The 24578-nt window shown below is 61.4% G+C and carries 26 protein-coding genes; 12 read left to right on the top strand and 14 right to left on the bottom strand.

All coding sequences use genetic code 11. The features are described 5' to 3' along the window. Nucleotides 1-61 precede the first annotated feature (61 nt). Nucleotides 62-844 carry an alpha/beta hydrolase gene (locus tag RSO67_RS18045; RefSeq protein ID WP_315839972.1) on the bottom strand — a complete coding sequence of 261 codons (783 nt, stop codon included), beginning with the start codon at nucleotides 842-844 and terminating at the stop codon, nucleotides 62-64. Between the two features lie 251 nt (nucleotides 845-1095). Here RSO67_RS18045 and RSO67_RS30520 point away from each other — a divergent pair, with 251 nt between their 5' ends. The 8 genes from RSO67_RS30520 (at nucleotide 1096) to RSO67_RS18010 (ending at nucleotide 8356) form a co-directional block, all read left to right on the top strand. Next, complete coding sequence (locus RSO67_RS30520; RefSeq protein WP_410001898.1) at nucleotides 1096-1479, top strand: hypothetical protein; 384 nt, start codon at nucleotides 1096-1098, stop codon at nucleotides 1477-1479. Continuing rightward, a complete protein-coding gene (infC, locus tag RSO67_RS30515) occupies nucleotides 1377-1706 on the top strand; it encodes a translation initiation factor IF-3 (RefSeq protein ID WP_410001755.1) in 330 nt (109 codons plus the stop codon). Before RSO67_RS30520 ends, infC begins: the two co-directional genes overlap by 103 nt. A 542-nt stretch (nucleotides 1707-2248) precedes the next feature. After that, nucleotides 2249-2449, top strand: coding sequence for a 50S ribosomal protein L35 (gene rpmI, locus RSO67_RS18035; protein ID WP_068730283.1), 201 nt, complete (start codon nucleotides 2249-2251; stop codon nucleotides 2447-2449). 68 nt (nucleotides 2450-2517) lie between these two features. Continuing rightward, the gene (gene rplT / locus RSO67_RS18030; RefSeq protein ID WP_068730282.1) at nucleotides 2518-2877 is read left to right on the top strand and encodes a 50S ribosomal protein L20; all 360 of its coding nucleotides are present in this window, start codon (nucleotides 2518-2520) and stop codon (nucleotides 2875-2877) included. A 209-nt stretch (nucleotides 2878-3086) separates the two neighbouring features. Next, nucleotides 3087-4169 (top strand): phenylalanine--tRNA ligase subunit alpha, encoded by a 1083-nt coding sequence (gene pheS, locus RSO67_RS18025; RefSeq protein WP_315839971.1) that lies wholly within the window; start codon nucleotides 3087-3089, stop codon nucleotides 4167-4169. Then, nucleotides 4166-6571, top strand: coding sequence for a phenylalanine--tRNA ligase subunit beta (gene pheT / locus RSO67_RS18020; protein WP_315839970.1), 2406 nt, complete (start codon nucleotides 4166-4168; stop codon nucleotides 6569-6571). The genes pheS and pheT overlap by 4 nt, the downstream gene beginning before the upstream one ends. Then, nucleotides 6568-7335 carry a sulfite exporter TauE/SafE family protein gene (locus RSO67_RS18015; protein WP_315839969.1) on the top strand — a complete coding sequence of 256 codons (768 nt, stop codon included), beginning with the start codon at nucleotides 6568-6570 and terminating at the stop codon, nucleotides 7333-7335. The genes pheT and RSO67_RS18015 overlap by 4 nt, the downstream gene beginning before the upstream one ends. Nucleotides 7336-7408: 73 nt before the next feature. Then, nucleotides 7409-8356: an MBL fold metallo-hydrolase gene (locus tag RSO67_RS18010; RefSeq protein ID WP_315839968.1), complete on the top strand. Its 948-nt coding sequence runs from the start codon at nucleotides 7409-7411 to the stop codon at nucleotides 8354-8356. Between the two features lie 25 nt (nucleotides 8357-8381). Here the strand turns inward: RSO67_RS18010 and RSO67_RS18005 are convergent, their stop codons facing one another. Beyond that, nucleotides 8382-9785: a flavin monoamine oxidase family protein gene (locus RSO67_RS18005; protein WP_120287708.1), complete on the bottom strand. Its 1404-nt coding sequence runs from the start codon at nucleotides 9783-9785 to the stop codon at nucleotides 8382-8384. A 194-nt stretch (nucleotides 9786-9979) separates the two neighbouring features. Between RSO67_RS18005 and RSO67_RS18000 the strand changes: the two genes are divergently transcribed. Then, entirely contained in the window at nucleotides 9980-10867 is an 888-nt protein-coding gene (locus RSO67_RS18000; protein ID WP_120287707.1) for a YiiX/YebB-like N1pC/P60 family cysteine hydrolase, read from the top strand. A gap of 9 nt (nucleotides 10868-10876) precedes the next feature. Here the strand turns inward: RSO67_RS18000 and RSO67_RS17995 are convergent, their stop codons facing one another. From RSO67_RS17995 to RSO67_RS17985, 3 genes are read right to left on the bottom strand one after another with little or no spacing between them, the layout of a single operon-like run. After that, nucleotides 10877-11728 carry a carbohydrate ABC transporter permease gene (locus tag RSO67_RS17995; protein WP_068730277.1) on the bottom strand — a complete coding sequence of 284 codons (852 nt, stop codon included), beginning with the start codon at nucleotides 11726-11728 and terminating at the stop codon, nucleotides 10877-10879. A gap of 13 nt (nucleotides 11729-11741) precedes the next feature. Further along, nucleotides 11742-12620 carry a carbohydrate ABC transporter permease gene (locus RSO67_RS17990; protein ID WP_089263663.1) on the bottom strand — a complete coding sequence of 293 codons (879 nt, stop codon included), beginning with the start codon at nucleotides 12618-12620 and terminating at the stop codon, nucleotides 11742-11744. Nucleotides 12621-12672: 52 nt separating this feature from the next. Beyond that, complete coding sequence (locus tag RSO67_RS17985) at nucleotides 12673-14055, bottom strand: ABC transporter substrate-binding protein (protein ID WP_093757839.1); 1383 nt, start codon at nucleotides 14053-14055, stop codon at nucleotides 12673-12675. 140 nt (nucleotides 14056-14195) lie between these two features. On the opposite strand from RSO67_RS17985, the gene RSO67_RS17980 reads away from it, so the two are divergent. Next, nucleotides 14196-14948 carry a sulfate transporter family protein gene (locus tag RSO67_RS17980; protein ID WP_315839967.1) on the top strand — a complete coding sequence of 251 codons (753 nt, stop codon included), beginning with the start codon at nucleotides 14196-14198 and terminating at the stop codon, nucleotides 14946-14948. Here RSO67_RS17980 and nth read toward each other — a convergent pair. Beyond that, nucleotides 14945-15721 (bottom strand): endonuclease III, encoded by a 777-nt coding sequence (nth, locus tag RSO67_RS17975; protein ID WP_315839966.1) that lies wholly within the window; start codon nucleotides 15719-15721, stop codon nucleotides 14945-14947. The two genes, RSO67_RS17980 and nth, sit on opposite strands and share 4 nt — an antisense overlap. A gap of 22 nt (nucleotides 15722-15743) precedes the next feature. Here nth and RSO67_RS17970 point away from each other — a divergent pair, with 22 nt between their 5' ends. Both RSO67_RS17970 and RSO67_RS17965 read left to right on the top strand, forming a co-directional pair. After that, nucleotides 15744-16262 (top strand): DUF2244 domain-containing protein, encoded by a 519-nt coding sequence (locus RSO67_RS17970; RefSeq protein ID WP_315839965.1) that lies wholly within the window; start codon nucleotides 15744-15746, stop codon nucleotides 16260-16262. 81 nt (nucleotides 16263-16343) lie between these two features. Next, entirely contained in the window at nucleotides 16344-17225 is an 882-nt protein-coding gene (locus RSO67_RS17965) for a bifunctional helix-turn-helix domain-containing protein/methylated-DNA--[protein]-cysteine S-methyltransferase (RefSeq protein WP_315839964.1), read from the top strand. 142 nt (nucleotides 17226-17367) lie between these two features. Here RSO67_RS17965 and RSO67_RS17960 read toward each other — a convergent pair whose 3' ends face one another. From RSO67_RS17960 to dnaK, 8 genes are all read right to left on the bottom strand, one after another. Beyond that, the gene (locus RSO67_RS17960; protein WP_315839963.1) at nucleotides 17368-17991 is read right to left on the bottom strand and encodes a 2,3-bisphosphoglycerate-dependent phosphoglycerate mutase; all 624 of its coding nucleotides are present in this window, start codon (nucleotides 17989-17991) and stop codon (nucleotides 17368-17370) included. Between the two features lie 23 nt (nucleotides 17992-18014). After that, nucleotides 18015-18830, bottom strand: a complete 816-nt coding sequence (gene dapB, locus RSO67_RS17955; protein WP_089263057.1) for a 4-hydroxy-tetrahydrodipicolinate reductase — start codon at nucleotides 18828-18830, stop codon at nucleotides 18015-18017. A 120-nt stretch (nucleotides 18831-18950) separates the two neighbouring features. Further along, a complete protein-coding gene (locus tag RSO67_RS17950; protein WP_315839962.1) occupies nucleotides 18951-19253 on the bottom strand; it encodes a DUF1330 domain-containing protein in 303 nt (100 codons plus the stop codon). A gap of 22 nt (nucleotides 19254-19275) precedes the next feature. After that, on the bottom strand, nucleotides 19276-19992 hold the full coding sequence (pyrF, locus tag RSO67_RS17945; protein ID WP_315839961.1) for an orotidine-5'-phosphate decarboxylase: 717 nt from the start codon (nucleotides 19990-19992) through the stop codon (nucleotides 19276-19278). A 6-nt stretch (nucleotides 19993-19998) separates the two neighbouring features. After that, complete coding sequence (locus RSO67_RS17940; protein WP_315839960.1) at nucleotides 19999-20577, bottom strand: NAD(P)H-dependent oxidoreductase; 579 nt, start codon at nucleotides 20575-20577, stop codon at nucleotides 19999-20001. Between the two features lie 45 nt (nucleotides 20578-20622). Next, nucleotides 20623-21225, bottom strand: coding sequence for a methyltransferase (locus RSO67_RS17935; protein ID WP_315839959.1), 603 nt, complete (start codon nucleotides 21223-21225; stop codon nucleotides 20623-20625). 91 nt (nucleotides 21226-21316) lie between these two features. Continuing rightward, nucleotides 21317-22459, bottom strand: coding sequence for a molecular chaperone DnaJ (gene dnaJ / locus RSO67_RS17930; protein ID WP_315839958.1), 1143 nt, complete (start codon nucleotides 22457-22459; stop codon nucleotides 21317-21319). 183 nt (nucleotides 22460-22642) lie between these two features. Beyond that, nucleotides 22643-24541, bottom strand: a complete 1899-nt coding sequence (dnaK, locus tag RSO67_RS17925; protein ID WP_120287698.1) for a molecular chaperone DnaK — start codon at nucleotides 24539-24541, stop codon at nucleotides 22643-22645. Nucleotides 24542-24578 lie beyond the last annotated feature (37 nt).

The following is a 24578-nucleotide window of genomic DNA, read 5'->3' as shown; positions in this document are numbered from 1 at the left end:
TTCCTCCCGCTGATTGATCGCTCTTTTCAGGCGAGCCTATTCAACGGTGCGGGCGATGCAATCAAAACTCCGCCACAGCCGACAATAGTCGCGCAATGTCCTGCGGCCGCGACAGCCGATGGTCGCCGTCCTGGATCATGGTCAGCACGACGTCGTCGCTCGGCAGGCGTTCGGCCAGACGGAAAGCATGCTGCCAGGGAACGTCGGGGTCCTGCCGGCCCTGAAGAATTCGCACGGGGCAACCCACATCGATCGTGCTGCCGAGCAGCAGGTGATTGCGCCCCTCCTCGATCAACCGCCGCGTGATCGGATAGGGCTCGCCATATTCCGACGGGCGCAGCCATTGACCGGTGGTCTCGATCTCCGCGCGGATTTCCGGCGAGAAGCCTTTCCACATCAGCTCTTCAGTGAAATCCGGCGCCGGCGCGATCAGCACCAGACCCTTCAGCGTCGCGCGCCCCACTTTGCCGCGTCGGGCCAGCGCGCGCGCCAGCAGGAGTGCCATCCAGCCGCCCATCGACGAGCCAATCACCACCTGCGGACCCTGGCAGGCTGCATCGAACGCCGCGAGGCTATCCTCCAGCCATTGGCCGATCGTGCCATCGACGAAATCGCCACCGGATTCGCCATGGCCGGAATAATCGAAACGTACACAGGCCCGGCCATGGTCGGCGGCCCAGGCATCGAGCGCCACCGCCTTGCCACCCAGCATGTCGGATTTGAAGCCGCTCATCCAGAACAGGCCCGGAGCAGCGCCATCGCGGACCCGGATGGCGATCTGGCGGCGGCTACTGCCTGTACCTGCCGTGATGAAAATAGGGTCGGTCGATACCGTTGTGCTCATCAAACCATCCTTGTTCGACCTGAAATGCCGCTTGCTGTTTGATTGAGCAGGTCGGGATCGTCAACGTCGATCCCTCAACGTCCATATCGTCCCAGGGAACGTCCACCTCGATGCCGCGTTGCGCTCCTGTCAACCACGGCTTGCAGAACGGGCCGTGGAACTCTATTTGAGCAAGGTCAGCGGTCTACGAGGCCTATGGCCTTTCGCGTGACGAAATTGCCTCGTATTTGAGTGATTTGACGCTGCGTTGCGTGAGTTTGCTTGCTCCAAACGCCTTATTCCTTCACACTGCGGCCTTCCTAAACAACATTGGAGAGTTACCCATTCGCCGTCCCAACAGAGCCCCGCCCGCCGCAACCAAAGACGGGCCGCGCACCAACGATGAAATTCGCAATCTGCAGATCCAGCTGATTGATCAGACCGGCCTCAACCACGGCACCGTGGAAACCATTGCTGCGATCAAGATGGCGATGGAAGCCGGTATGGATCTGGTCGAGATTTCGCCGAATGTGAGCCCCCCGTCTGCAAGATCATGGACTACGGGAAGTTCAAGTATTCGGCGCAGAAGAAGGCCGCCGAGGCCCGCAAGAAGCAGAAGATCGTCGAAATCAAGGAGATCAAGCTCCGCCCGATGATCGATGATCATGACTACGACGTGAAAATGCGCGCAATGCAGCGCTTCTTCGAAGAAGGCGACAAGGTCAAAATCACCTTGCGCTATCGTGGCCGCGAAATGGCGCACCAGGAAATCGGTACCAAGCTGCTCGACAAGGTCAAAGCAGACGTCGCCGAATACGCCAAGGTGGAGCAGGACGCGCGCTTCGAAGGTCGTCAGGTGGTGATGGTGCTCGCACCGCGCTGATCACAGCGGCCACTGACCTTAACGAGGTTGGCAATGAGAAATTTCGGCCCGTCAGATTTCTGGCGGGCCTTTTTCTTTGGGAGAGTATTCGGAGATCGTCCGGAGCCGGACGGTTCAGCCCGAAATGAGGGCGAGCGCACCGGCCAGCGCGAGACCCGCAGCAGCAAATATCAAGCGGGTAGCGCTCTGAGCAGCAGCATCTTGCTGGATGGCAACCGCCCTTGCGGCGGCACGTGCATTCCGGGCCATTGTCGTCGTCCCTCTGTTTCTCTGGTCCGGATCACATAGGCATCCGGGGCGCGTCGGACCAGTCTGAAGCCATGCGCTAAACAGAGTGTTGAGCCGCGTTAATCGTTGCCATCGGGGCATTCCTCTGCCATAAGCGCAACCTTCGTCGCCCGGCTGATTAAGGGCTGCCGTGTCGACGACTGTGCTGACTTCCCGCAAACGGCGGTTAGTTGAGCATTTTCAACGCTCTAACGAGCATTTTAGCCGACGCAACGCCTTTCGGGGCGCTTTCTGCGTGGCCATAGGAGAGCCAAATGCCCAAGCTGAAAACCAAGTCGGGCGCTAAGAAGCGCTTTAAAGTCACCGGAACGGGTAAGGTCATGGCCGCCCATGCCGGTAAACGCCACGGTATGATCAAGCGGACGAAGAAGCAGATTCGTCAGCTCCGCGGCACCCGCGTGCTGTTCAAGACCGATGGCGACAACATCAAGCAGTACTTTCTGCCAAACGCCTGATCGCCCTTACGCCGCTTCGTTGCGGCGGATATCACCCCTTTTGTTATTTCAGATGAAGGAGATCAGTCATGGCTCGCGTAAAACGCGGTGTGACGGCTCACGCCAAGCATAAGAAAGTCTACAAGGCCGCCAAGGGTTTCCGTGGTCGCCGCAAGAACACGATCCGCGCCGCAAAGGCCGCCGTCGACAAGGCCGGCCAATATGCGTTCCGCGATCGCAAGCGCAAGAAGCGTACGTTCCGCGCGCTCTGGATCCAGCGTCTCAACGCTGCCGTCCGTCCGCTCGGCATGACCTACAGCGTGTTTATCAACGGTCTCGCCAAGTCCGGCGTGACGGTCGACCGCAAGGTGCTCTCGGATCTCGCGATCAACGAGCCGGCGGCGTTCAACGCGATTGCTGAGAAGGCCAAAGCTGCACTCGCAGCCTAAGCCAGCAAAGGCCGCACTGGCGGCCTGAGCTCTCCAAGCTCCGCGTATTCATCGACATTGTCATGGCCGGGCAGAAGCGTTCACGCGCTCCTGTCCCGGCCATTGACGTCTTAATCCCTGTGATACCCGTGCTGTAGAAGCTGGTGCCCGGCCTTCCGTCGGACGCGCAGACAGCAAGAGGCGCCCGCCTCTCTCATCGAGGTTGCTTGATGTCCGATCTGACGACGCTCCAACAGACTATTTTGGCCGACATTGCCAATGCCTCAGACGAAGCCGCGCTCGAAGCGGTGCGCGTCGGCGCGCTCGGCAAGAAGGGTTCGATCTCCGCGCTGCTCGCCACGCTCGGCAAGATGTCGCCGGAAGAACGCAAGACCGAAGGCGCTGCGATCAACCTCGCCAAGGATGCCGTCACGCAGGCGATGACCGCGCGCCGCGATGTGTTGAAGTCCGCCGCACTCGATGCACGCCTCGCGTCCGAGACCATCGACGTCACGCTGCCGCTGCGCGATGGCCCCGCTGAACTCGGCCGCATCCATCCGCTGAGCCAGACCTGGGACGAACTGACGACGATCTTTGCCGATATGGGCTTCGCCGTCGCCGAAGGTCCGGATATCGAAACCGACGACTACAATTTCACCAAGCTCAACTTCCCCGAGGGCCACCCGGCCCGCGAGATGCACGACACCTTCTACTTCAATCCGAAGGAAGACAGCTCGCGTCTGCTGCTGCGCACGCACACATCACCGGTGCAGGTTCGTACCATGCTGAGCCAGCAACCGCCGATCCGCGTGATCTGTCCGGGCCGCACCTATCGCAGCGATAGCGATCAGACCCACACGCCGATGTTCCATCAGGTCGAAGGCCTGGTCATCGACAAGGGTTCGCATCTCGGCCACCTCAAATGGATCCTGCACGAATTCTGCAAGGCTTTCTTCGAGGTCGATAACGTCAATATGCGCTTCCGTCCGTCGTTCTTCCCGTTCACGGAGCCGTCGCTGGAAGTCGATATCCAGTGCCGCCGCGACAAGAACGAGATCCGCTTCGGCGAAGGCGAAGACTGGCTCGAGATTCTCGGCTGCGGCATGGTGCATCCGAATGTGCTACGCGCCTGCGGCATCGATCCCGACGTGTATCAGGGCTTCGCCTGGGGCATGGGCATCGACCGTATCGCAATGCTGAAATACGGCATGGCCGACCTGCGTCAGCTCTTCGAAAGCGATGTGCGCTGGCTCAATCACTATGGCTTCAAGCCGCTTGAAGTACCGACGCTGGCCGGAGGACTGAGCACGTGAAATTCTCCCTCTCCTGGCTGAAAGATCATCTCGAGACTGACGAGTCGCTCGAGACGCTGACCGACAAGCTCACCATGATCGGGCTTGAGGTCGAGCATATCGACGACAAGGCGAAGCTCCTGAAGCCGTTCACGATCGCCGAGATCGTCACGGCCGAGCAGCATCCCAATGCCGACCGCCTGCGCGTCTGCACCGTCAATGCCGGCGATGACAAACCGTTGCAGATCGTCTGCGGCGCGCCGAACGCACGCGCGGGACTGAAGACCGTTCTCGCCAGGCCCGGCACGTTCATCCCGGGCAAGGATTTCACCATCGGTCTTGGCAATATCCGCGGTGTCGAAAGCCAGGGCATGCTGTGCTCGGCAGGTGAACTCGGCCTGCCGGAAAATATCGACGGCATCATCGAACTGCCCGCCGATGCACCCGTCGGCGCGATCTATCCCGATTGGGCCAAGCTCGGCGATCCCGTCATCGAGATCAATCTGACGCCTAATCGTCAGGACTGCACTGGTGTGTCCGGCATCGCGCGCGATCTCGCCGCGGCCGACATGGGCGTGTTCAAGAATCCCGGCATCAAGCCGATCAAGGGCGAATTCCCCTGCCCGGTGAAAGTCACCGTCGAAGACGCCAAGCTGTGCCCCGGCTTCGCGCTGCGTCTCGTGCGCGGCGTCAAGAACGGCCCGTCGCCCGAGTGGCTGCAGAAGAAGCTTACCTCGATAGGTCTGCGTCCGATCAATGCGCTGGTCGACATCACCAACTTCCTGACATTCGACCGCGCGCGCCCGCTGCATGTGTTCGATGCGTCCAAGGTAAAGGGTGACATCGTTGTCCGCCGCGCACGTGACGGCGAGACGCTGCTCGCGCTCGACGGCAAGACCTACACGCTCGACAGCAAAGCCTGCGTCATCGCCGATGACAACGGTGTGGAATCGCTCGCCGGCATCATGGGCGGCGAAGCGTCGGGCTGTTCGGAAGAGACCACCGATGTGCTGATCGAATCCGCGCTGTGGAACGAGATTAACATCGCGCAGACCGGTCGCAGGCTCGGCATCAATTCCGACGCGCGCTATCGGTTCGAGCGCGGCGTCGATCCGGTCTTCATGGTGCCCGGTCTCGAACTGGCAACCAAGCTGGTGATGGAACTATGCGGCGGCACACCGTCGGAAAGCATCGTGGTCGGAAAGCCTTACGGCGACGACCGCATCATCGACTTCCCGATTGCCGAGGTGAAGCGCCTCGCCGCCATCGACGTGCCTTTCCCGGAGATGCGACGCATCCTGACGCATCTCGGCTTCATGGTGGCCGGCAGTGGTCCTATGGTGAAGGTCGCGGTGCCGTCCTGGCGTAGCGATGTGACCGGCAAGGCTGACATCGTCGAAGAAGTCATGCGCATCTTCGGCGTCGACAAGGTGCCGATGACGCCGTTCCCACGCGGCGATGCCCCGCGCAAGCCGGTGCTCACCCAGATCCAGCAGCGTACCCGCCGCGCCAAGCGTGGATTGGCAGCACGTGGGCTCGTCGAAGCGGTGACGTGGTCGTTCATCTCGAAGCCACATGCCGAAGTGTTCGGCGGCGGCGCGCCGGAACTGGCGCTGGCCAATCCGATCGCCTCCGACCTCTCCGACATGCGGCCCAGCCTGTTGCCCGGACTGATCGCGGCCGCTCAGGCCAATGCGCATCGCGGCTCGTCTGACCTCGCGCTGTTCGAAGTCGGCCAGATCTTCCGCGGCGATCGCCCGCAGGATCAGTTCATGGCTGCATCCGGCGTCCGGCGTGGTCTCGCCTCGTCGGCGGGCAACGGCCGTCACTGGTCAGGCGCCAGCGCTGCGAACGCGCTCGACGCCAAGGCCGATGCCTTTGCAGTTCTCGCAGCCGCGGGCGCACCGATGCAGGCGCTGCAGATCGTCGCCGGTGGCGCGAATTGGCTGCATCCCGGCCGGTCCGGCACGATCCAGATCGGTCCGCAGAACGTCCTCGGTCATTTCGGCGAGCTGCACCCGCGCACGCTCGAAGCACTCGGTGCCGACGGCCCGTTGATGGCGTTCGAAGTGATCCTTGATCGTATTCCCGACGCCAAGCAGAAGGCGACCCGCGCCAAACCGACTTTGGAGCTCTCGGCGTTCCAGCCTGTGTCACGCGACTTCGCCTTCATCGTCGATCGCAAGGTCAGGTCCGGTGACATTCTCCGTGCGGCAGCCGGCGTGGACAAGAAGCTGGTCACCGATGTGACGGTGTTCGACGTCTACGAAGGCAAGGGCATCGACGACGACAAGAAGTCCGTCGCCATCGCCGTGACCATGCAGCCGCGCGAGAAGACCCTGACCGATCAGGAAATTGATGCGGTGGCAGCGAAGATCGTGGCGGAAGTAACGAAGAAGACGGGCGGCACGTTGCGCGCATGATGGAATCACTCGGCCTGGTCCAGTATTCGACCACGTCGCTCGTTTTTATCACCGTCACCGCCTTCATCGCCGGACTGGCCCGCGGATTTTCGGGCTTCGGTTCGGCGCTGATCTTCATGCCGCTCGCCTCAAGCGTGGCCGGCGCGCAGGTCGCGTCGCCGTTGCTGCTGCTGATCGACTTCTCGACCACGCTGACGCTGATCCCGAACGCCGCAAGACGAGCCGACAGGCGCGACGTCAGCATCATTTCGCTGGGCGCACTTATTGGCGTGCCACTTGGCACGATGGCCTTGGCCTGGGCCGATCCGCTGACTGTTCGCTGGGGCATCGTCTTACTGATCGTCACGATGCTGACGCTACTGATCTCCGGCTGGCGCTATCCTGGTAAGCCGACCGTACCGGTGACTGTCAGCGTCGGCGGTCTCGCCGGGTTCTTCGGCGGCTTGGCGCAACTCGGCGGCCCGCCCATAGTGATGTATTGGCTGCGAGATGCGGCAGTCGCAGCCGTCACCCGCGCAAATATCATCCTGTATTTCGCCGTCGCCGATGTGCTGATCATCATCAGCTACACGATCGGCGGATTGTGGAGTTCCGCCATTCTCGGTCTCGCGGTGATTACCGGACCACTATTCGGTCTCGGCCTCTGGCTCGGTTCGAAACTGTTCGGCAAGGCCAGCGACGAGCTGTTCCGCAAGATCTGTTACGCGCTGATCGCCGTCTCGGCGCTGATCAGCCTGCCGCTGTTCGACGGGATATTTCACTGACGCTTGCGTGACTTGCGGCGCCAGCCGCCGCGGCGCTAGGGTCTCTCCAATTCAAGAACAACGGGAGAAGACCATGATCGATCGCCGCGACATGCTGAAGTTCGCCGCTGCCGGCGCCATGCTCTTCGCGGCGCGCCCCGCGCTGGCGCAGACGCCAGCAAAACCGCACACCAGGATCATATTTCTCGGCACCAAGGGCGGCCCGCGCGTCGGCGTCGGTGCATCCAATCCCGCCAATCTCGTTGTGGTCAACGACACGCCATTCGTGATCGATTGCGGCATGGGCGTCAGCCGGCAACTGGTCAATGCCGGCGTGCCGCTTCCCTCGGTGAAGTATATCTTCATCAGCCACCACCATTCCGATCACAATCTGGAATACGGCAACTTGTTCTACAATGCTTGGGCCGCAGGTCTCTCGACGCCGATCCACTCGTTTGGTCCCAAGGGCATCGAGGCAATGACCCGGACTTACTGGGAGTTGAACAAATTCGACGTTGATACCCGCATCGAAGATGAAGGCCGCCCCGATCCGCGGCCGTTGCTCGTTGCCAAGGATATCGCGGAGGATGGCGTGGTGCTGCAGACCGCCGACGTCAAGGTGACAGCGTTTCGCACTCCGCATCCGCCGATCGTCGACAGCTTCGCCTACAAATTCGAGACGCCCGACGGTGTCATCGTGTTCTCCAGCGACACCGCCTACAACCCGAGGCTAGCAGAGTTCGCCAAGGGAGCGGACGTGCTGGTGCATGAGGCACTTTACGTGCCCGCTGTTGACCGGCTGGTGATCAAGACGAAGAACGGCGCGACGCTGAAAAAACATTTGATGGAAAGCCATACCACCACCGAGGATGTCGGCCGCATCGCCGCCGCGGCTGGCGTGAAGGTGCTGGTGCTCAGCCACTTCGTGCCGGGCGACGATCCCGAAGTCACCGACGAGGACTGGATCTCGGGCGTGCGAAAGAATTTTTCCGGCAAGATCATCGTGGCCAAAGATCTGATGCAGCTGGCGCTACCGGTGTAGCGCCAATAGCAGCCTCACGTCGCGGCTACTCCAACCCCGCTCCGCTCGACCGCTGCCGCCGCTGCTTCGTCCGCACCGGCTTGTCTGGTTCCGGCTCTTTCATTGCGCCGATCTTCTTGAGCGCCGCCTCTGCTGCGCGCTCGCCGCTTTCCCATGCGCCATCGACCGTGCCCCACAATGTTTCGTGCGTGGCTTCGCCGGCAAGGAACAGATTGCCCATAGGCTCAGCCAATACGCGGCGCGAGGCCTGGCCACCCGGTGCGGCCCCCGACATGGCTCCGAGCACGAATGGCATCGTATCCCAGCGCGTCGTTGCAGAACGCTTGATCGCCGGTTTGATATCGGAGCCGAACAGCTTCGTCAGCCATTCAACGGCGAAAGCCACCATCGCGGCCTCGCCCTGAGTTGCAAGGTCGCGGCCGAATGCGCCCGCGACATCGACGGTACACAGCGATGACCCGCCAATATTCGCAAACAGTGCACCGGTACGTGTGCTCGTGCTTTGCTCGACCATCAGCTCATCGCGACCCAGCCCGAGCGGATTGCCAGTAAACTGTAGCGCGATACGGTCATAGCTGCCGAGGCTGAGTTTTGCCGCCGCGTCGAGCTGCCGCTTTGGCAGTTCCGGCGTGAACTTGATTGTCCCCGACGACAACACATTGCTTGATGCGGTGATGATCACCGCCCGCGCCGCAATGCGCCCTGACGCCGTCTCAACGCCGATGTCGCGTCCGCTCCAAGTCACGCGCGTCGCAGGGGTCGACAGCGCCACCGGAACGGCCTCGCCGAGCTTGCCCATCAATGCCCCGAGCCCCTGGCGCGTGGCAACATCGATGGCGCGATCCTGCGCGCGCGAAAGATCCAGCGTCGAGAGATCCTTGAGGTCCTTGCCGGTCGCATAGGCCCCGAGCACGAAATCGATCGTGCCCGCCCAGTCCCCGAGATCCTTCGGCAGCGCCGCGGCGCAGGAGATGTCGGCACGGCGCGCTGCTTCGTCGATGGCGCGATTGGCCCGCACGACCGCAGCGAGCAATTCCTCGGTCTCGCCGGCGCGGGCATTACGACGGCCGATACGCAGCTTCTGGCTCGGCGGCGATGGCGCGACATCAATTCCCACCGGCCGGGCAAGCTTCACCACTGCGTTGGTTTCCGGCGTGTGCAGCCAGCGCGCGCCGCGATCGAACGGGGCGTCGAAACTTGTCGCGTCTGTCATGCACCGTCCGCCAATCCGGCTGGAGGCCTCGACCACGATCACCTTGCGATTGGCTGCCTGGATACGACGCGCCGCAGCGATGCCCGCAGCGCCTGCGCCAATCACGACAATGTCAGCATCCCGCGGCAGCGACGCGGCCAATGTCCTTGCGCCGAACAGCGGCACAAGTGTCAATGCTGCGGACGCCGACAGGAAATCTCGGCGTGAAATCGTCATGACATGGTTTCCGAAATTTTATGATGCATGAGAACGTCTCGCGAACCTTGCCGTATTCGAGGGTGTGCGGCAACCGTCGTGGTGAATGAATCGTCACCAGCGCCGCGCGGGCATGAACCAAATTGCAATGGCTCTCGACCATGATGGAGCCAGGGAAAGCGGTCGACATGAACCGCGCTGGGGGAGTCACGATCATGGGCCTCATGCTCGATACGGTCGGGAAACTGATCGCGAAATATCTGCAGAAGGAGCTGCCCGGCTACGAGCCATTCACGCCGAGCGACCCCGAACGCCTGCGCGGTATCATCGAGGAAGGTGACGTGCTGCTGGTCGAAGGCAACAACCGCGTCTCCGGCATCATCAAATATCTCACGCAATCGACCTGGTCGCATGCCGCGCTCTATGTCGGCCCAATCGATGGTGCTGCAGAGCCGAACGGCGAGCCGCATGTGCTGATCGAGGCCAATATCGGCGAAGGTGTCACCTCGGCACCGCTGTCGAAATATTATCCGTTCCACACCCGCCTGTGCCGCCCGGTGGGTCTGTCCTACGAGGACCGCACCACTGTGTGTCGCTACGCCATCAACCGGATTGGCTTTGGTTACGACACCAAGAACATTCTCGACCTGATGCGCTTCCTGATCCCGCTGCCAATACCGCAGCGCTGGCGGCGGCGCATGATCGCGTTCGGCTCCGGCGATCCCACCAAGATCATCTGCTCGGCATTGATCGCGCAGGCTTTCGATGCCGTGCGCTATCCGATTCTGCCGAAAATCACCCGCGCCGGTAGCCGCCAGGCCCGTCGCGAGATTCTGCACATCCGCGATTCATCGCTCTATATGCCCAGGGATTTCGATATCTCGCCCTATTTCGAAGTGGTGAAGCCGACCATCGAACTCGGATTCGACTACACGGCATTGCATTGGGCCGACAAACAAAAGCCGCTCCGGGAGGTGGCGGGCACTTTCGATCCATTTCCGGACGTCTTCGGCACGCCGACGCTCATTCCTGAGACGACTGACACGGAAGCGGAAGTGGCTGACGAAGACGTGAGCAGGCCTCGGATCAGGCTTATCGCCTGATCCGCCACTTCAAGACTTGACCGCGCCCGCTGTGAGTCCGCCGACCATGTAGCGCCGGAAGGCGTAATACACTGCGGCTGGTGGGAGCGCGTAAATAAAGCCCGTCGTCATCAGCAATTCCCAGGGCGAGTCATCAGCGGCCAGGAAGTTGCCGAGCGCGACGGGTAGCGTGATCTCGGTATCCTTGGACAGCAGCAGGAAGGCGTAGAGATATTCGTTCCAGGCGAGCAGCAGCGCATAGGTCCCGATCGCGACCAGCGATGGCAACATCAGCGGCACATAGACCATGCGAAACAGTTGCAGCGGCGTCGCGCCATCCATGATAGCGGCTTCGTCGAGCTCGAGCGGCAGCTTGTCGGACGCCTGCTTGAGCACCCAGATCGCATAGGGCGAAGCAATGGTCACCATCGCCAGGATCAGCGACCAGTGATTGTTGAGCAGGCCGTAATTGCCCATGGTGCGATACATTGGCACAGCGAGGAATGCGGCGGGAATGAAATAGGTGAACAGCGCCATGTTCATCACCGTTCGGCCGCCGCGGACGCGCAGGCGACTGATCGCAAAGGCCGCCGATGTCGCAATCACCAGCGTCAGCGCACCGACCGCCACCGCGATGACGACTGAGTTCAGGAACTGCGCCCAAAAATCGCGCAGGAAATAATGCTGCTGATTGAACACGATTCTGAAATTGTTCAGCGTTGGATGGTCGGGCCACAGCTTTCCCGCGAAGGCATCCTGCTTCGGCGAGATCGCGAACAGGAACATGTGATAGATCGGAATCAGCGTCCAGATCAGCACGGGAATGCCAATCAACAACAGTCGCGCTTCGGTGCCGACCTCTCGTAGCGTTGGCACTCTCATCGGGTGAACCTCTTCATCGAGAGAGCCGTTTCATCATGAAATAGACCAGCGGCAGCACAAGCGGCATCGCGCAAACGATCGATGCCATCGACATGTCGAGCTGATCGAGGCGGAGATAGCGAATCCCCAATGTAGACAGAACATGAGTGAGATCGGCTGGCCCGCCTCCGGTCAACAGATAGACGCTGTTGAAGTCACCGAGCGTCCAGATCATCGAAAGCAGCGTGCAGGTGAGATACAGTGTCTGCATCGACGGCCAGGTGATGAAACGGAATTTCTGCCACCAGCTGGCGCCGTCCACATCGGCGGCTTCGAACATGTCCGTCGAGATCGCCAGACGTCCTGTCATCAGGATCAGCGTCCAGAACGGCAGCGACTTCCAGATGTGGACCATGATCGCCAGCGTCAGGCCGATAGCGGGATCGTTCAGCCAGTTGGGCCCATCCTCGCCAGTAAACTTGAAGATCAGATTATTGATCACGCCCCATTCGGGATTGAACATGAAGCGCACCGACAGGATGGTCGGGATCGACGGCACCGCCCAAGGCAGGATGAACAGTACCGACAGCCAGCGTATCCATGTCCGTGACTGCACGAAGAAGCCGGACAGAAAGAGAGCGATCAGCATCTTCACATTGATGCCGATAATCAGGAAGATCAGCGTGTTGACGACGGCGCGCGCGAATACCGGATCGTTATAGAGCGCGACGTAACTCGCCGGGTGCCGCGCCAGCCACAAGCCATAACCGATCGGATAGACCACGAAGGCGGCGAACACGAGCAGATAGGGCGCGATCATCACGACGCCCCAGACCTGCGGCGTCGTCAGGCGGGCCGACCATGGCCGGCGTGGCAGCGTATCGGCGGGAGCGGGATAGGTGATCGTGGCCATGCTGTACACCATTGCAAAAGCCGGCCGCGAGGGCGGCCGGCTTTGTCTCGGACTAACCCGCGATTTCCTTGATGCGGGCGATCAACTCATCGACGGCCTTCTCGACCGGCACCTTCTCGCTGACCACGCGGTTCATCGCCTTAGCCCAGACGTTCTCGTTATTGAGTATCGTGAACTTGTAGTTCTTCACGAAATCGAACGACGAGGTGCCTCCCGTGAATTGGGTGTAGACCGCTTTGCGATGCTTGTCGGCCTGCCAGAACGGGCTTGCCTGTCCGGCCTTGGTCACCGGGAACCAGCGACCTAGCGCACCTTCGACATAGGGGCCAAGGTTTTCTTCTTCCATCAGGAACTTGACGAATTCCTTGGCGCCCGCCTTGTTCTTCGACTGCGAGAAGATCATCCCCGTCTTCACGTCTGAGCGATACTTGATCGGCGTGCCGTCCGGCTTCAGCGGGAACGATGCCGTGACGATCGTCTCTTCATAGGCCTTCTTGCCGGCCGCGCGTTGCTCTGGTGTCAACGTCTGGTTTTGCGAATCCTCGAACCACTTCGCCGCGATCGAAATCGTGAAGTTGTGGGTCATGATGATGCTCTTGTTATGGAAGGCGACATTGTTGTCGGGGTCCTTCCACGTCGTCGAGGATGGCGGCGTGCAGCCCTTGATATAGGTGTCGGTATAGTCCCTGAGCGCACCGATCAGGCCTTCCTTGACCTTGGGGTCGTCCACCAGAAGCTTGCCGTCATCGTCCACCAGCTTGACGTTATAGGCATCCATGAAGGTGTAGAACGACTGCAGCGAGTCCGTGGACTCCACGCCCATCGGCTGGCCGACACCATAGGCACGGCTGCCTGACGCCTTGCGATAGGCCGGCTGGACCTTGTCGCACCAGAACGACCAATAACCCTTCCAGTCCTTGGGAATATCGCTGACCTTGAAGCCGGCCTGCTCGAGCAGATCGCTCCAGATCTCCACATGCATCGACTGTTGCTTCAGCGGAAAGCCGTAATAGGCTTTCTTCTTGGTCTGGCCGTTCATCAGATAGGCCGTCTCGACCGTGTTCGGCGCGAATTTATCCATCATCGGCTTCAGGATGTCGGTGATATCTTCCAGCTTGCCTTCGAAGGCCCATTTGCCGGATGCCTGCACATCGTAGGTGTCGGCATAGGCGACATCCGGCGGCGTGCCGGAATCCAGCGCGGCCACGGTCTTCGGGATCATGTCCTGAATGGCATATTGCGAGAGTTCGACCTTGATCTTGGTTTTGTCTTCGAACTTCTTGATCGCCGCCAGCAGTGATTCATCTTCGGATTTATAAAACCCCTTGCTGAACCAGACGGTGATGCTTTGCTGCGCGAAGGCAGGCGCTGCGGTCAGAAACAAGCCGGAAGCGGCAGTGGCGAAAACAAGCGCACGGGTACCCTTGGTGATCAAGACGTCGTCCTCCCTGATGATTGTTTTTCTTGAGACTACCTCTTTCTATTTATCCGTCCAGTGAAGAAGTCGATGCTGCGCTGCACTTGTCTGACAACTTCGCAAGGGTTACGTCTTCGTGATTGCAAGGAGAAAATCGGATGCTTGTCGCTGCCGCCAAGGCGCTATCGCAAATTCTTTCACCACCGATGCGCAGCATCCTGTGGAAGTCGATCGGACTTGCCCTGGTTTTAATCACCGTCCTGGCGGTCGGCATGCAGCGGCTGTTGAACTGGGCTGCCACTTCGGGCGGCGTCTGGGCCGAAAGTGCTATCGGGTCGGACTACCACACGATGATTAACGTGCTGTCCTGGATCTTGTCGATTGCCGCCGGTCTCGGCGTCGTCGTCGGCGCAATCTTTCTCATGCCGGCGATCACGTCACTGGTTGCCAGCGTGTTCGTCGATGATGTCGCCGATATCGTCGAGCGCGAGCACTATCCCGCGGAGCGGGTCGGCGTCGCATTGCCGTTCGGGCTCGCCATTACCGAAGGTGGCAAGACCGCGCTGCTGACCATCGCGGTCTATCTGATCGCACTACCCTTCGTATTCTTCGCCGGCATTGGGTTCGTTGTCTTTTTCATCGCCACAGCCTGGTTGCTCGGCCGCGAATATTTCGAGCTGGCCGCCATGCGGTTCCGCTCGCCGGCGGACGCCAAGGCGATGCGCAAGCAGCATGCGGCGACGGTGTTCACCGCCGGGCTGTTCATCGCAGCCTTCGTCTCGATCCCGATCGTCAACCTGGCCACGCCGCTGTTCGGCATGACCTTCATGGTCCATATGCACAAGCGGTTGAGCGGACCACGACCGGAGCTGATCGAGCCAGGTCGCGTGACGAAGATGCCGGCCGCCTAGACCACGGTCTTCTCCGGCCACTGGCACAGATCGTTGATCAGACATACCTCGCAGCGCGGCTTGCGCGCGAGGCACGTATAGCGGCCGTGCAGGATCAGCCAATGATGGGCATGCAGCATGAACTCCTGCGGGATCACGCGCTCCAATTCGAGTTCGACGTCCAGCACGTTCTTGCCCGGCGCCATGTTGGTGCGATTGCCGACGCGAAAGACATGGGTGTCCACAGCCATCGTGTGCTCGCCAAACGCCATGTTGAGCACGACATTGGCGGTCTTGCGCCCGGCGCCCGGCAGTGACTCGATTTCGGCGCGGGTGCGCGGCACGACGCCGCCGAATTCGCGGATCAGCTTTTCCGACAGCGCGATGACGTTCTTCGCCTTGGTGCGATAGAGGCCGATGGTCTTGATATAGTCCCGCACCGTCTCTTCGCCGAGATCAATCATTTTCTGCGGTGTATCGGCGATGGGAAACAGCGCACGTGTTGCCTTGTTGACGCCGGCGTCAGTCGCCTGCGCGGACAACACCACTGCAACCAGCAATGTGTAGGGATTGAGATGTTCGAGCTCGCCCTTGGGCTCGGGATTGGCCTTGCGGAAGCGCGAGAAGGCTTCATGGACCTGGGCTTTGGTCCAAGGCCTCAACTTGATGGGTTTCAGCTTGGTGGGCTTCGGCTTGGCTATCTTCTTCGCAGGCGCCTTCACCGCTTTCGCTACAACCTTCTTTGCAGGACTGGACTTCGCGCTGGCGGGGAGCTTGCGGGTGATTTTCGGCATCAAAGGGATATACTGAGGGACCATGACATCAGGCAACGACTTTGACGTCCTGCAGGAACCGATGCTGTTCAGCGCGCTGCTGCGTCCGCATCACGCGCTGGGTCGCAAGGGCTTCCTCATGCTCATGGGTTTCATCAGCATGGTCTCGTTCGGCGCGGGGATGGCCTTCCTGCTGATGGGCGCCTGGCCGGTGCTCGGCTTTTTCGGCCTCGACCTGCTGGCGATCTATATCGCCTTCAAAGTCTACGACAGACGCGCCAGGGCCACCGAAGAGATCACGGTCACGCCGTCGGAAATCCGTGTGCGCCGGGTCAGCCCATCAGGCGACGTCGTGGAATGGGCATTCAATCCACTCTGGGTGCAGATCGATCAGGTGTGCCACGCCGAATTCGGCATCGAGCAGCTTTTTCTGGTGTCGCGCGGCCGTCGGGTGTCGATCGCACGGTTCCTCGGTGCGGAGGAAAAGGCGAGCTTCATCAAAGCCTTGATGGAAGCGCTCCAGGCCGCCAAACGCGGCCAGACCTATAATCCGGTGAGCTGATGACCAGTCGGGAAACGGGTGGTTTGCGCGCCGGGGCAGGCCTACATCGATATCATGATGAATCTTGCCAGAGACCTAGCGATGACTGAGCATCGCCCGATCAAGCCGGGCCAGCGCGACGCGGCCCTGCGCGATTACGATTCCGTACGCCGTGCCATCGGCTTCATGCACTCACAGTGGCGGGACCAGCCGAACATCGAGGCGGTGGCGGACGCCGCGAGCGTAACGCCGGACGAGTTGCACCACCTGTTCCGCCGCTGGGCCGGACTGACGCCCAAAGCGTTTATGCAGGCGCTGACACTCGACCACGCCAAGGGCCTGCTGCGCGATTCCGCCAGCGTCCTCGACGCCGCGCTCGACTCCGGTCTGTCAGGCCCAAGCCGTCTGCACGATCTCTTCGTAACCCATGAAGCGATGTCACCCGGCGAATGGAAAACCGGCGGCGCCGGCATGGAGTTGCGCTACGGCTTCCATCCCTCACCGTTCGGCACCGCGATCGTGATCGCCAGCGACCGCGGCCTTGCGGGTCTCGCTTTCTCCGATCCCGGCGACGAACAGCGCGCTTTCGCCGACATGAGCCGGCGCTGGCCGGCGGCCACATTGATTGAGGACACTCCCGGCACGGCCGGACTGGCGCAGCGCATCTTCGACAGCAAGCTGTGGCGCCCGGACCAGCCGTTGCGGGTGGTCCTGATCGGCACCGACTTCGAAGTCCGTGTCTGGGAAACGCTGCTGAAAATCCCGATGGGCCGCGCCGTCAGCTATTCGGATATCGCCTGCAAGATCGACAACCCGAAGGCCGCACGCGCCGTCGGCGCCGCCGTCGGCAGGAATCCGATTTCCTTCGTGGTGCCGTGCCACCGCGCGCTCGGCAAATCCGGCGCGCTGACGGGTTATCATTGGGGCATTACACGGAAGCAGGCCATGATCGGCTGGGAAGCGGGACAGGTGGGGGCGATTTGAAGCTTCCACACGCTCTGCCCTCATTCTGAGGAGCGGTCGCTTTCGACCGCGTCTCGAAGGATGCGTGCCACACTCCTCATGGTTCGAGACGGCGCAAGAGCGCCTCCTCACCATGAGGGTTGTGTGTGACGCTAAATGACGCTTACCCCGCCAGATCGACCTTTGACGCCACCGTCGCGTCGGCATTGAGTCGGTAGATCACCGGCACGCCGGTTGCGAGTTCGCGGGCGAGAATGCCTTCCGGCGTCAGCTTCTCCAGCACCATGATCAGGGCACGCAGCGAATTGCCGTGGGCCGCTACCAGCGTGCGTTCGCCGCGCAGCACGCAGGGCAGGATTTCCTGCACGAAATACGGCAGCGTGCGCGCCAGCGTATCCTTCAGGCTTTCGCCGCCGGGTGGCGGCACGTCATAGGATCGACGCCAGACATGGACCTGCTCCTCGCCCCACTTGGCGCGGGCGTCGTCCTTATTGAGGCCGGAGAGATCACCGTAATCACGCTCGTTCAGCGCCAGATGTTTCGTGATCGGCAGGCCGGTCTGGCCCATCTCTTCCAGCGCGAGATTGAGCGTGTGCTGCGCGCGGGTCAGCGCCGAGGTGAACGCGACATCGAAGGTCAGACCCTGCGCCTTCAGCTTGCGGCCGGCTTCCTTGGCCTCTGCGACGCCCTTCTCGGTGAGATCAGGATCTTTCCAGCCGGTGAAAAGGTTCTTCAGATTCCATTCGCTCTGTCCATGACGGACGAGGACGAGAAGACGTTCGTTCATCGAGAATTCCGTTTCGTTTCTTCTTACATTTCACCAAGGCCGAGCACGTCAGCCATCGAGTACAAACCGGGCTTTTTTCCATGCGCCCACATCGCCGCCTTCAGCGCACCATGAGCGAAGATCATGCGATCCTCAGCCTTGTGCGACAGCTCGATGCGTTCATGGGGACCGGCGAAAATCACCGTATGATCGCCAGCAACAGTGCCGCCGCGCAGCGACGCAAAGCCGATATCGCCGGTCTTGCGGGCACCGGTGAGACCATCGCGGCCACGGGCCGAATGTTGCTCGAGCGGAATCTTGCGACCCTCGGCAGCAGCCTGACCCAGCATGAAAGCCGTGCCCGAGGGCGCGTCGATCTTGGCCTTGTGATGCATCTCCAGCACTTCGATGTCGAAGCCGTCATCGAGCGACTGCGCAACGCGCTTCACCAGCGCGGCGAGCAGATTGACGCCGAGGCTCATATTGCCCGACTGCACGACGATGGCCTGGCCGGTCACGCTCTTGATCACCGCGTTGTCCGACGACGACAGGCCGGTGGTGCCGATCACATGGACGAGGCCGCGCTGAGCTGCGATCGCAACATTGGCGATGGTCGCCGCAGGAACCGTGAAATCGAGAATGCCATCGGCATCCTTCGACAGCGTCCAGAGGTCGGCCGAGAGTTTGACGCCGTTCTCAGGGAGGCCGGCGAGCACGCCGGCATCCTGTCCAAGCAGCTCCGAGCCGGGCGCTTCCAGCGCACCGGAAACGACAGCGCCGGGGGTTTCGGAAATGGTGCGGATCAGCGCGCGGCCCATTCGGCCGCCGGCGCCAGCAACGATCAGTCTCATATCGGACATTGAACGATCCTCAGTATCTCAAGGCGGTATAGCGGCGCGCTGCCACGGCGGCAACACGCCCACGGTACCTAAAGTCCTTAGATACCAATCAGATCAGACACATGCTTAAGGCCCTGCGGCTCAGGGCTGCGGACCGTCATACCCCTCGATGATCACGAGGTCGCTCTCGCCGTGCGGGCTGCGCATCGCCACCAGTCGCTGGTATTCCGGCGAATTGTAACAGGCCAGAGCGGTCGCGTAGTCGCTGAATTCGAGCACGACATTGCGCGAACGCGAGGTGCCTTCCTTGGCCTCGAACTGGCCGCCGCGTACCAGGAATTTGGCGCCGAATTTATTGAAGACCGGGCCGTTCTCGGCCACGTATTGTTTGTAACCGTCCATATTGTGCACGTCGACGCGTGCAATCCAGTAAGCCTTGGCCATCTGTCACTCTCCTGTCCCGTTCTTACTTGTTCGCCAGAGCCTGCGCGATTTCGGCGACGATCGCCTCGGCCGCAGCCTTCGGATCAGCAGCTTCCATTACCGGACGGCCGACCACCAGATAGTCCGAACCTTCGGCAATCGCGCGTGCCGGGGTCATGATCCGCTTTTGATCGCCCACGTCACTGCCCGCAGGGCGCACACCGGGCGTGACCAGACACATCTCGGGCTTGATATGCTTGCGCAGGTTCGCCGCCTCTTCCGGCGAGCAGACGAGACCATCGATACCGAGCGCCTGCGCCTGCTGCGCGCGCGCGGCGACGAGATCGCTGACACCGAGCTGATAGCCCGCGGCTTTCAGATCCTCGTTGTCGTACGAGGTCAGCACGGTCACGGCGAGGATCTTCAGGCCGGAACCCTTGCTGGCATTGGCCGCCGCCTGCATGGTCTGCGGATAGGCATGCACGGTCAGGAAGGTCGCGCCGAGCTTCGCCACGCTTTCCACACCGCGTGCGACAGTGTTGCCGATGTCGTGCATCTTCAGATCGGCGAACACCTTCTTGCCGGCATCGGCGAGCTTGCGCACCAGTGGCAGGCCGCCGGCATAGCCGAGCTGATAGCCAATCTTGTAGAAAGTCACGCTGTCGCCGAGCCGCGCGATCATTGCTTCGGCGGCGTCAACATCCGGCAAATCGAGCGCGACGATCAAGCGGTCGCGGGGATCAATGGTCTGCAACGTCATGTCATCTCACTTCATCTGCTGCGCGACATCGATGAGCTGGCGCACCATCGCCATCATTGCATCCTTGTCAGCTGCGTGTTTTAGCCGGTCCATATCGTCATAGGCCTCACCGGCGAACGCCAGCGTCAGCTGGTTCGGGATCACCATCGCGCGACACGCCGACAGCACCAGCCGCAAGGCCTGCAAACAGCGCGCACCGCCAAGCCGCCCATTCGAAGCCGCCGCAATCGCAAACGGCCGCTCGCGAAACACCTGGCCCTTGCTCTCATGCGTGTCTTCCACGCGCGAGACCCAGTCGATCGTATTCTTCACCAGCGGCGGCAGCGACGCGTTGTATTCGGGCGTCACAATCAGCACACCATGATGCGCCGATATCATACGCTTCAGATCGAGCGCAGGTTTCGGCACGCCGGAATTGCTCTCGAGGTCGCCGTCATAGATCGGCAGCGGAAAGTCGCCGAGCGAAATCCTGGTGGCATCGACATCGGCGCGAACCAGCGCGTCAATGGCGACAGCCGCGAGTTTCGCATTCAGCGACCCTGTGCGCAGCGAGCCTGGAATAACGAGGATCTTGATCGCAGCCATGATTCCGATCGTCGGGGCGAAGCCACCGCGCGATCGCGGCCGGCACTAGCGTTTGCGATACACCCAGACGCGCGCCGGCGGAAGGTTCATCCAGATCCGCTCGGAGGCCTCTGTGGACACGCCGGGCAGCGATTTGGGGATCGGCGGCGCCACCGAATAGGTGAACTGCACGAAGGGCGCGTTCGGCGACATTGCCGCGAACGCATCGCGGATCAGCTTGAGGCGCGTCAGCATCGGCTTGGTGACAAGTGGCAGGCCGGAGACGACGGCGGAGGCGGGCTCTTTCAGCACATCCCACAGCGTATCGCGCAATGTGTAGGCGTCGCCCTGAACGATCGTCGCCTGCGGGTAGCGCTCGCGCAACAGCGCGCAAAAGGTGGGATTGAATTCGACGAGCAGCAGACGTTTCTGGTCCACCCCGTGCGCAACCAGCGCAGACGTGATCGCGCCGGTGCCGGGCCCAAGTTCGATGACCGGACCGGTCGCGTCATTGTCGACATATTGCGCCATGGTGCGGGCAAGGGCTTTGCCCGATGGCATTACCGCACCCATATGCAGCGGCTTATCGATCCACGAACGGAGGAAGCGGACCTCGTCGTCGAGACGGAGCGGCTTCTTCAACGTACGCGCGGACGAGTGCAGAGGCATGTCGCTTCCAGGCAGACCGCGGAACGGCGGAACGTCAGAATTTCGTCATAAAGAGGTATAGGCAACAATAGAAACGGTCAAGCTTCCAACGTCAGGAGCCCGCCCGCGTTCCGAAGAAGTCCTTGACCTTAGTGAAGAAACCCGCGGCTTCAGGTTGCGTTGCACCCGAAGATAGTTTCTCGAATTCGGCCAGCAGCTCCTGCTGCTTTTTCGTCAGGTTCTGCGGCGTTTCCACGACGACCTGGACATACATGTCGCCGGTCTGGCGCGAGCGCAGCACCGGCATGCCCTTCGACGAAACGCGGAAGCGGCGCCCGGACTGGGTGCCCGAGGGAACCTTGACCTTGTTGCGCCCGCCTTCGATGGTCGGCACTTCGAATTCGCCGCCCAGTGCCGCGGTCACCATCGAGATCGGCACCCGGCAATGCAGGTCCGCGCCATCGCGCTGGAAGAAGTCGTGCGAGGCCAGCGATAGGAAAATATAGAGATCGCCCGAGGGGCCACCACGCGCGCCGGCTTCGCCTTCATTGGCGAGACGAATGCGGGTGCCGTCCTCGACACCCGCCGGAATGTTGACCGAGAGCGTGCGTTCGCGCTCGACGCGGCCGGCACCGGAACAGCTCGGGCACGGATCCTCGATCATCTGACCGCGGCCCTGACAGCTCGGGCAGGTCCTTTCCAGCGTGAAGAAGCCCTGGGCCTGGCGGACGCGGCCAGCACCGCCACAGGTCGAACAGGCCTTTGGCTTGGTGCCAGCCTTGGCGCCGGTGCCGGAGCAGGCTTCACAGGTCACCGCGACCGGAATCTCGATCTGTGCGGTCTTGCCGGAGTAAGCCTCCTCCAGCGTGATTTCCATGTTGTAGCGAAGATCTGCCCCGCGCTCGCGGCCGCCGCTGCGACCACCGCCGCGCTGTCCGGCCATGCCGAACAGGTCTTCAAAAATGTCGGAGAAAGATGAGGCGAAGCCGGATCCGAAGCCTGCACCGCCGCCGCCATGGCCCTGCTCGAAGGCGGCGTGGCCGTAACGATCATAGGCGGCGCGCTTGTCGCCGTCCTTGAGCACGTCATAGGCCTCGGCAATCTCCTTGAAACGCGACTCGGCGGCTGCATCGCCGGGGTTCTTGTCCGGATGCCACTTCATCGCCAACTTGCGGAACGCGCTCTTCAGCCCCGCATCATCGGTGCTGCGTTCGACTTCCAGAGACTCGTAGTAGCAGCGCTTGGTGGTGGACATCCGTCAGATCCGCCCGAAATTGGTCCTCATCCCGAGGAGCATCCCAGAAGAACGCATCGATGAAGATGCTACTCCCGTACTAACAAAACTTGCCTAACAAGGCCCGCCTGACAAAAAACAACCCTCATCCTTCGAGACGCGCACCGCGCTACTCAGGATGAGGGTCATCGTTCCGCTCGCCTATCAGGCCGACTTCTTCGGCTTGTCGTCATCGACTTCCGTGAATTCGGCGTCGACCACGTCATCCTTCTCGGCATCGCGCTTGGCGTCAGCCTCGGCCTGCTGGGTGTACATCGCTTCGCCGAGCTTCATCGAAGCCTGCGCCAGCGTGTTGGTCTTGGCCTTGATCGCCTCGGCATCATCACCCTTCAGAGCTTCCTTCAGGTCGCTCATGGCATCCTCGATAGCGCGGCGCTCGGTCTCACCGACCTTGTCGCCATGCTCGCTCAGAGCCTTCTCGGTCGAATGCACGAGGGCATCGCCGTGGTTCTTGGCATCGACAGCTTCACGACGCTTCTTGTCCTCGGCAGCGTTGGCTTCGGCGTCCTTGACCATCTTCTGGATGTCGGACTCGGACAGACCGCCAGATGCCTGGATCCGGATCTGCTGTTCCTTGTTGGTCGCCTTGTCCTTCGCCGACACGTTGACGATGCCGTTGGCGTCGATGTCGAAGGTCACCTCGACCTGCGGCATGCCGCGCGGAGCCGGCGGAATGCCCATCAGGTCGAACTGGCCGAGCGGCTTGTTGTCGGCCGCCATTTCGCGCTCACCCTGGAAGACCCGGATGGTGACGGCGTTCTGGTTGTCCTCGGCCGTCGAGAACACCTGGCTCTTCTTGGTCGGGATCGTGGTATTGCGCTCGATGATGCGGGTGAACACGCCACCCAGCGTCTCGATGCCCAGCGACAGCGGAGTCACGTCGAGCAGCAGCACGTCCTTGACGTCGCCCTGCAGCACGCCCGCCTGAATGGCGGCGCCGATGGCCACGACTTCATCCGGGTTGACGCCCTTGTGGGGCTCCTTGCCGAAGAACTGCTTCACGACTTCCTGGATCTTGGGCATGCGGATCATGCCGCCGACCAGAACCACCTCGCCGATTTCACCGGCGGTGAGGCCGGCGTCCTTGAGCGCCTTGCGGCAAGGCTCGATGGTCTTCTGCACGAGATCGTCGACCAGCGCTTCGAACTTGGCGCGGGTCAGCTTCAACGTCAGATGCTTCGGACCGGAGGCATCCGCCGTGATGAACGGCAGGTTGATTTCGGTCTGGGTCGTCGACGACAGCTCAATCTTCGCCTTTTCAGCAGCTTCCTTCAGACGCTGCAGCGCCAGCTTGTCGTTGCGCAGGTCGATGCCCTGCTCTTTCTTGAACTCGTCGGCGAGGTAGCCGACCAGACGCATGTCGAAGTCTTCACCGCCGAGGAACGTATCGCCGTTGGTGGACTTCACTTCGAACACGCCGTCGCCGATCTCGAGGATCGAGACGTCGAAGGTGCCGCCGCCGAGATCGTACACCGCGATGGTGCCGGATTTCGACTTGTCGAGGCCGTAAGCGAGCGCAGCAGCAGTCGGCTCGTTGATGATGCGCAGCACTTCGAGGCCAGCGATCTTGCCGGCATCCTTGGTGGCCTGACGCTGGGCGTCGTTGAAGTAGGCGGGCACGGTGATGACGGCCTGCTCGACCTTTTGGCCGAGGTGAGCCTCCGCGGTCTCCTTCATCTTCTGCAGCGTGAAGGCGGAGATCTGCGAGGGCGAATAGGTTTTACCGTCGACTTCGACCCAGGCGTCGCCATTGCCACCCTTGGCAATCTTGTAGGGGACGAGCTTCTTGTCCTTCTCGACGGTCGGATCGTCATAGCGGCGGCCGATCAGGCGCTTCACCGCGAAAATGGTGCGCTCGGGATTGGTAACTGCCTGGCGCTTGGCCGGCTGGCCGACGAGGCGCTCGCCATCATCGGTAAAAGCCACGATGGACGGCGTGGTCCGCATACCTTCCGCGTTCTCGATGACCTTCGGCGTTTTGCCATCCATGACGGCGACGCAGGAATTCGTCGTACCGAGGTCGATACCGATGACCTTTCCCATGCTCTCATATCCTTTTTCTGCGGCAGGTTGGCTGGGC

The organism is Tardiphaga sp. 709 (genome assembly GCF_032401055.1).
Classification (GTDB): Bacteria; Pseudomonadota; Alphaproteobacteria; order Rhizobiales; family Xanthobacteraceae; genus Tardiphaga.
The sequence above is the reverse complement of the archived record's forward strand: the minus strand, read 5'-3'. Positions and strand labels throughout refer to the sequence as shown.

Bases quoted from the DNA above. Each gene is read 5' to 3' on its own strand.
- RSO67_RS17965 (WP_315839964.1), top strand. From the start codon at position 16,344: ATGACTGAGCATCGCCCGATCAAGCCGGGCCAGCGCGACGCGGCCCTG.
- RSO67_RS17995 (WP_068730277.1), bottom strand. From the start codon at position 11,728: ATGAGAGTGCCAACGCTACGAGAGGTCGGCACCGAAGCGCGACTGTTG.
- RSO67_RS18000 (WP_120287707.1), top strand. From the start codon at position 9,980: ATGGGCCTCATGCTCGATACGGTCGGGAAACTGATCGCGAAATATCTG.
- pheS (WP_315839971.1), top strand. From the start codon at position 3,087: ATGTCCGATCTGACGACGCTCCAACAGACTATTTTGGCCGACATTGCC.
- infC (WP_410001755.1), top strand. From the start codon at position 1,377: ATGGACTACGGGAAGTTCAAGTATTCGGCGCAGAAGAAGGCCGCCGAG.
- RSO67_RS17970 (WP_315839965.1), top strand. From the start codon at position 15,744: ATGACATCAGGCAACGACTTTGACGTCCTGCAGGAACCGATGCTGTTC.
- rplT (WP_068730282.1), top strand. From the start codon at position 2,518: ATGGCTCGCGTAAAACGCGGTGTGACGGCTCACGCCAAGCATAAGAAA.
- RSO67_RS18045 (WP_315839972.1), bottom strand. From the start codon at position 844: ATGAGCACAACGGTATCGACCGACCCTATTTTCATCACGGCAGGTACA.
- RSO67_RS18015 (WP_315839969.1), top strand. From the start codon at position 6,568: ATGATGGAATCACTCGGCCTGGTCCAGTATTCGACCACGTCGCTCGTT.
- RSO67_RS17990 (WP_089263663.1), bottom strand. From the start codon at position 12,620: ATGGCCACGATCACCTATCCCGCTCCCGCCGATACGCTGCCACGCCGG.
- dnaJ (WP_315839958.1), bottom strand. From the start codon at position 22,459: ATGTCCACCACCAAGCGCTGCTACTACGAGTCTCTGGAAGTCGAACGC.
- RSO67_RS17940 (WP_315839960.1), bottom strand. From the start codon at position 20,577: ATGGCTGCGATCAAGATCCTCGTTATTCCAGGCTCGCTGCGCACAGGG.
- RSO67_RS17935 (WP_315839959.1), bottom strand. From the start codon at position 21,225: ATGCCTCTGCACTCGTCCGCGCGTACGTTGAAGAAGCCGCTCCGTCTC.
- RSO67_RS18005 (WP_120287708.1), bottom strand. From the start codon at position 9,785: ATGACGATTTCACGCCGAGATTTCCTGTCGGCGTCCGCAGCATTGACA.
- RSO67_RS17950 (WP_315839962.1), bottom strand. From the start codon at position 19,253: ATGGCCAAGGCTTACTGGATTGCACGCGTCGACGTGCACAATATGGAC.
- pyrF (WP_315839961.1), bottom strand. From the start codon at position 19,992: ATGACGTTGCAGACCATTGATCCCCGCGACCGCTTGATCGTCGCGCTC.
- RSO67_RS17960 (WP_315839963.1), bottom strand. From the start codon at position 17,991: ATGAACGAACGTCTTCTCGTCCTCGTCCGTCATGGACAGAGCGAATGG.
- RSO67_RS18010 (WP_315839968.1), top strand. From the start codon at position 7,409: ATGATCGATCGCCGCGACATGCTGAAGTTCGCCGCTGCCGGCGCCATG.
- RSO67_RS17980 (WP_315839967.1), top strand. From the start codon at position 14,196: ATGCTTGTCGCTGCCGCCAAGGCGCTATCGCAAATTCTTTCACCACCG.
- rpmI (WP_068730283.1), top strand. From the start codon at position 2,249: ATGCCCAAGCTGAAAACCAAGTCGGGCGCTAAGAAGCGCTTTAAAGTC.
- nth (WP_315839966.1), bottom strand. From the start codon at position 15,721: ATGCCGAAAATCACCCGCAAGCTCCCCGCCAGCGCGAAGTCCAGTCCT.
- dnaK (WP_120287698.1), bottom strand. From the start codon at position 24,541: ATGGGAAAGGTCATCGGTATCGACCTCGGTACGACGAATTCCTGCGTC.
- dapB (WP_089263057.1), bottom strand. From the start codon at position 18,830: ATGTCCGATATGAGACTGATCGTTGCTGGCGCCGGCGGCCGAATGGGC.